Consider the following 5,751-nt stretch of genomic DNA (forward strand, 5'->3'; position numbering starts at 1 on the left):
CGGGTAGTGGTTGCGGTCACTGTTGCGGGCCGGGCACGCGGCGGCCGGGTCGATCTTGAGTCGGGACCCGTCGAGTTCGATCGCGCGCAGTGCGGGCACGAACACCGCCGGGTGCCCGAACGCGGCACCGGGGGCGATGCTCACGGTCAAATCGTCACGGTCGGCGATCGGCGGAACCTCGGCGGTCATGGCGGCCGAAAGGGTGGCCCATCCCCCGGTGACCGGCACAGACGTCGGGGCGGGGGTGGCAGGCGCGGCGGCGGGGGCCGCCCCCGCCCCGGCGGCGGCCGGGGCGGAAGCGGTGCCGGTGCCCGGGGTGGCGGGCGCGGCGGGGCTAGCGGGGGCAGGGGCGGTGATCACGTGGCCGGTCATGGCAGGCAATACCTTTCGGGCGTGCGGCGGGTAGTGGTTAGAGGCGGGGGCCGAGGGCGAGCGGGGTGTGGCTGGTGCCGCACACGGTTTTCATCACGGCGGCCACCACCTCGCGGTCCTCTTCCGGGGCGGCCCCGAGGAGGTTGGCCATCGCGGTGTCGGGGTCGGTGGCGGCGGCGATCTTGCGGAACGCCAGCAACTCGCGCAGTTGCGGGGCCCACCCGACCTCGCCCTTGGCCTGCCGGGCGGCCAGCTCCCGCGCCACTTTCACCGCGCGGCGTTCCACCCCCAGCTGGGCGGCCAGGTCGAGGTCGGAAACCACGCGCACCTGGAACGCGAACCGCGAACTCAGCGCGTCGGACAGGATGGCTCCGTGCACGCCGGGGTTGTGCCCGGCCACCACGAAGAACCCGGGCTCAGCCTTCACCACCGCGCCGGTTGCTTTGACCACCAGCTCTTTTCGACCGTCCATCGCCGGATACACCGCCGCAAGCACGGTCGGCGAGATCAGGGTCGCGTCATCGATGAACAGCACCCGGCCCTCTTTCATCGCCCGAACGAGAGGGCCGTCTACGAAAACGAAACGGCCGTCGGGGGTTTGGGTGTACTCGCCCACGAAATCGGCGACCGTGGTGTCCCCGTCGCCCTGCACCGTGAGCAGGTCCCCGTAGGCGGCCTCGATGAGCGAGGTCTTACCGGTGCCGGGCGGCCCGTACAGCAGCACCGGCACCTCCGCCGCGCGCATGGTCTGCAACACCTCCACATCGGCGCGCCCGGCGAGCTGACGCAGGTGGTAGTCCTGCCCGTTCGGCCGGGCCACCGTGTTACCTGTGCGGGCCGGGGCGGCGGGCGCGGCCGGGGCCGGGGTGGCGGTCTTCTTGGTGCGGCGGGCCGGTTTCGGCTTGCTGGGGGCCGGGGCGGCAGGCGCGGCCGGGGCCGGGGCGGTAACGGCCGGGGTGGCGGCGGTAGTCGTGGTGGCGGTGGCGCGGTAGCGGCGGGGCGCGGCCGAGGTGCGTTCGGCGTGCCCGGCGGCGGTCAACGCCTCGAGAGCGTTGCCGACAGCGCCCGAGGACCGGTTCAGCCCGGCGGCGATTTCGCGGGGCGACTGTTCGCGGACGGGGTCGGCGGCCAGCGCGGCGGCCACCATGCGGCGGAGTTCGCCGTTGGGCAGGCGACCGGCGGCCGGTGCAGCGGTAGCGGCGGGGGCGGGTGTGGTGGGCATTGCGACTCCTGCAATTTCCGTTCCGAATTCGCGCCGGTTTTCGGCATACGTGCGGCGTGGCCGCCATTCGGATTTCTACGAATTTCCCGGCGAATTCCGGGAACGTGGTCGACGCTAGCTCGACCTCGAACAAACTCACAACCCCGAAAACAGCTCAATTTTCCGGAATTTTTCCGGACAACCGCGAGTCCGACTACGCAATTTCGGAATGCGCCATGCAAGCAGCCTCACCAGCGACATCACACCCCGGCCGGAAAAGACCCAAAAAGACAGAAGAATTATAAATTGGGAGAGCGGGGACGATGGCGGAAGATGGAGGTACAGCAGCGGGAAGCGAGTCATTCGAGAGCACGGCCAGCCACGCGAGAGAGCCCGCACGAGCATGTCTATCCATCTTTGTGGATAGACAATCCCCGATGATATCCGCGCGGATATCCGCCGCCCGACCTGCCTATATGGCCCATAGAGGGTGCGTCGTTCCAATCTTCGCACCGAATCGTGCATCGAAACCCACCATGGAACGACGCACCGATCTTTTTTCATCGAGCCACTCAGGCTCACCGCAGTTTTATCCACAGCCGAGCACGGAGTGTCCAGCGACGATAGAACCGTCTAGAACACAATTCGAGTAGATATTCCACTATCCCCGGCACACATTTTCGCTCGATGCCAGAAAATCGAAATTCCGGCTTCTACATTAATTGACATGCTGCGCGAGTGGTAATGGCCGCCAGCATTCGACTCTATTTCTGGTCGCGGCGGAGCTGTTCGAGGAGCTGGCGGGTTTCTGGACTCGGACGCTGCCCTATCTCGGAAAGTCGCCGGGTCAGGAGCCGGTAGGTGCGGGTGAGTGCGGCGGTTTCCCCGCGACGGGCGTGCAGGCGTAGGAGATCGTGCCAGACCGCCTCGTTGTAGGGGTCGTTTTCCACGGCGGTCTCGAGCATTCCCAAGGTCGCGTCGAGGTCGGTGCTGCTACGAGTGGCCAGCCAGCTCAAGGCGTTGAGCGAAGTCCGCCGGGCCGATTCGCGCAGGGATTGAACCCAGGTGTCAGTGAGGTCGCTGGCCAGCTCGCTGGTGGCCAGCGCCGCGATACGGCGGGCGGCTTCGGCCTGCTCGGTGTCGCTGCGCGCGTGGCGACGTTGAGCCACCGCTACGTTGAAGTCCCAGTAGTCCACCCCCACCTGGCTCGAAAGCCGGACCTTGGTGCGGTCCTCGGCGAGTACCTCGCTGACCTGTCCGCCGGTGGCGGTGCCCAGCGCGGCACGCAAGCGGCTCAGGGTGTTCGCCAAGGCGCTGCTGCCCCGGGTGCCGGGCCGATCGCCCCACAGCCGCTCGATCAGCTGCTGGCGTGGCAAACCCTCGGGATGCAGGGCAAGCACAGCCACCAGTTCGCGGGCACGCGGCTGTAGTTGGGTAGTGATCTCCACGCTCTCACCGGTTTCGGCGTTCCAGAAGATGCGAGTGGGCCCGAACACCCGCACTGCCAGCGCGGGCGCGCCGTCGGCCGGTGTCGGCCCCGGTGCAGGCTCAGTGCTCTCGATCTCGGGGTGCGGGCTCGGCTCGGGCACCGCGGCGAGGTCACCTTCTGCGGGTTGGCCGGCATCCTCGGCCGCCACCGCGAGCACCGGTTCAGAGGCCGGTGTTTCGGTGGTATCGACCACGACGGGCTCACGCGGGCGAAGACGCGGCGTCGGCACGGTGGCGGGGTCGATGGCATAGATCCTGGGCGCGTCCTCACCGCGGCGAGGACGCCGCACCGAACGGCCTTGGTGGCGGGCAGATTGTCCGATGTGGGGTGGGTCGAACTGGCCGGTGCGTTCGTAGCGGCGCAGTTGGATCTCGACGGCGGTGATGGTGCCGCGTGCGGGCGGGATGAGGTGCTGGCGGGAGCGGCGGCCGGTCAGCAGGGCACGGGCACCGGAGCGGGAGACCGGCAGCTCGCCGACGACGGGGAACCCGATCGCGTCGATGTAAGCGCGGCTGCCGCCGATCACCACCAGGCCCCGGGGGCGCCGACGGCGGGTGAGGTCGAGGACCCGCTGGGCGGCGGTCTCGGGGTCGATGTGCTCGGCGCGGACCACGAACAGGGCAGAGTCGGCGGCAGCGATGACCGGGTGCGCGGGCGCACCCGGCTCGGGGACACCGCAATCGGCGAACACCACCGCGCCGAACCCACGCCAACCCCGGTCCAGATCCGTCAGAAGCGCAGCAGCCGGGACCGGGTCGTCGGGGGCATGCCCGGGCGGGGCGGCCAGGAACGCCTGCCCGCCAGGCAGATACTGCACATGCTGGCCCAGCAGCTCCCCGGTCATGGGCACACCGAGGGCGGTGCGTCGGGCCAGGCTCGCCGAACCCAGATAGGGGTCCGCGCCGACCATGTCGGCGAGCTGGCCGCCTGCGGGGTCGGCCTCGACGACGAGCGCGGTTTCGGGGCCGGGCCAGGTGTGGGCGAGCGCGACGGTGGTCGTGGTGGTTCCCGCGCGCGAGCTCAGTCCGGCGACAGCGATCAGGTAGGGCGCCTGCGGCCTCATCGGTGGCTCCTATCCCTGCTTCTGGACGTTGGAGATCAGCAACGCGCCCCCGCTGTCGGCGGGTCGGGTGTTGATCAGTTGGAGGTAGTCGGTCCGGGTGCGGTCCGGGCGGATCTCGGCGATGTGAACGTTGGCGGTGGTCGGGGCGATCGGGGTGATCGCGACGCAGTGGCGGGTACCGGGCGGGATCGAGGCGATGCCCGCGGCGAGTCCCTCGAAGGTGATCCCGCTCTCGGGCGCGAGCAACGGCATCGCCTTCCCGGCGTCGCGGTGGATGTAGTAGGCGGCCTCGAAGGAGGCGATCACCCCGGCCAAGGTCGTCGGGTCACCGGACTGCTCGGTGACCACCTCGCCGGTGAGCCCGGTGCACGGGCCCTGCACTAGCGTGGTCGAGGTGGGTGGTGCAGCTGTGGCCGGTACCTGCGCGCCGGTGTCGCCGGTCTTCCCAGGCGATGCGAGCAGCACCCCGGCCAGGACGGCGATCGTGGCCGCCAGCGCGGCCCAGGCACCGCGCGGCAGCCGCTCCCCTAACCCGGTCCCCCAACGGGAAATCCCGACGGTGTCGGCCGCGCTGGGAGTGTCGCGTATCCGGTGGTACCAGAACTGCTCCGGCAGGAGCGGCTCGTCGGGCTCACCGAGATCATGGTCGGTGCCGGTGTCGGCGACGAGGCGCAGGTCCACAACAGCCGGGGGCAGCTCGACCCAGGCGTCGACCTCGTCGTCCTCGTTCTCAGGTGGGTTGCGCGGGTACCTCGGCATTCATCTCGCCTCGACTCGGATCAGTGGTGTCTCCGGGGCCTGCCCGCACCCGGTGGTGGGGGAAGTGGGGTGCCCGGGTGCGGGCAGGTTCCCCCGGAGGGGTTCAGGGACGGCTCACGCGCCTCGCCTCGCCTCGGCCTCGTCTTGAGCCGGGATCGGCTGGGACACCGGACCGTTGGCGATGTCGGTGGCGAGTCGGGCCAGGACATCGGAGATCGCCCAGTGCGCGGTGGAGCGGTGGTCGCCGTCGTATTCGCGCCAGTCAACGTTCGTGCCGCGCTGCCGGTAGGCGATCATGGCGCGCCGCCCTGATCGCACCGGCACGACCAGATCGAGCTCGCCGTGGTAGAGGTGCAGCGGCACAGACGATTTCACGTGCGCCAGCGACTCCAGCGCGAGGACTCGTCGCCACCAGTGGTCGTTCCACGGGTCACGGTCGCGGCACCAGTGCGCCAAGGGTTGAGGGAAGCGTTGCAGCAGTTCCACGACGGTGAGGTGACGGGCCTCGGCGGCGGCGACGAGCCCGTCCTCGTTGAGCACGTGCCGCAGCGGGAGCTGGTTGTAGGCGTGGGACAACCCGATCAGCCCGGCGAACGCCAACCCCGCGATACCTCTGCGGGTGCCCCGGCTGATCAACGGGGCCAGGACCGCCAGATCGGAGAAGACCGCTCCGGCGGCCACACCGCGCAGGTCGATCTCGGGCGCGTACCACGGTTGCAACTCGCCCGCGACGGCCGCGACCCGACCGCCGTCGGCGTACCCCCAGGCAACTACCGGGGCGACCGGCAGGTCCAGATCCGAGGCGCGGTAGACCGCGCGAGCCAGGTCGAGGACCGGTTTGGCACCGGCGGCGCGGGCGGCGAGGAA

At 69.9% G+C, this 5,751-nt stretch carries 5 protein-coding genes; all 5 read right to left on the reverse strand.

Annotated elements, in window-relative coordinates; all coding sequences use genetic code 11:
- A partial coding sequence (locus APZ21_RS35225) for a hypothetical protein (protein WP_476739087.1) occupies positions 1-372 on the reverse strand: 372 nt, incomplete at its 3' end.
- Between the two features lie 37 nt (positions 373-409).
- A complete protein-coding gene (locus tag APZ21_RS23945; RefSeq protein ID WP_054815564.1) occupies positions 410-1,594 on the reverse strand; it encodes an AAA family ATPase in 1,185 nt (394 codons plus the stop codon).
- Positions 1,595-2,337: 743 nt separating this feature from the next.
- Complete coding sequence (locus APZ21_RS23950; RefSeq protein ID WP_054815565.1) at positions 2,338-4,125, reverse strand: AfsR/SARP family transcriptional regulator; 1,788 nt, start codon at positions 4,123-4,125, stop codon at positions 2,338-2,340.
- A 9-nt stretch (positions 4,126-4,134) separates the two neighbouring features.
- The gene (locus APZ21_RS23955; protein WP_054815566.1) at positions 4,135-4,884 is read right to left on the reverse strand and encodes a DUF8176 domain-containing protein; all 750 of its coding nucleotides are present in this window, start codon (positions 4,882-4,884) and stop codon (positions 4,135-4,137) included.
- 114 nt (positions 4,885-4,998) lie between these two features.
- A partial coding sequence (locus APZ21_RS23960; protein WP_204249146.1) for a lipase family protein occupies positions 4,999-5,751 on the reverse strand: 753 nt, incomplete at its 5' end.

It is taken from the genome of Nocardia arizonensis, assembly GCF_001310275.1.
GTDB classification, from domain to species: Bacteria; Actinomycetota; Actinomycetes; order Mycobacteriales; family Mycobacteriaceae; genus Nocardia; species Nocardia arizonensis.

What these genes read in the sequence shown, in the direction of transcription:
- APZ21_RS23955 (WP_054815566.1), bottom strand. Translation starts at nt 4,884, where the DNA reads ATGCCGAGGTACCCGCGCAACCCACCTGAGAACGAGGACGACGAGGTC.
- APZ21_RS23950 (WP_054815565.1), bottom strand. Translation starts at nt 4,125, where the DNA reads ATGAGGCCGCAGGCGCCCTACCTGATCGCTGTCGCCGGACTGAGCTCG.
- APZ21_RS23945 (WP_054815564.1), bottom strand. Translation starts at nt 1,594, where the DNA reads ATGCCCACCACACCCGCCCCCGCCGCTACCGCTGCACCGGCCGCCGGT.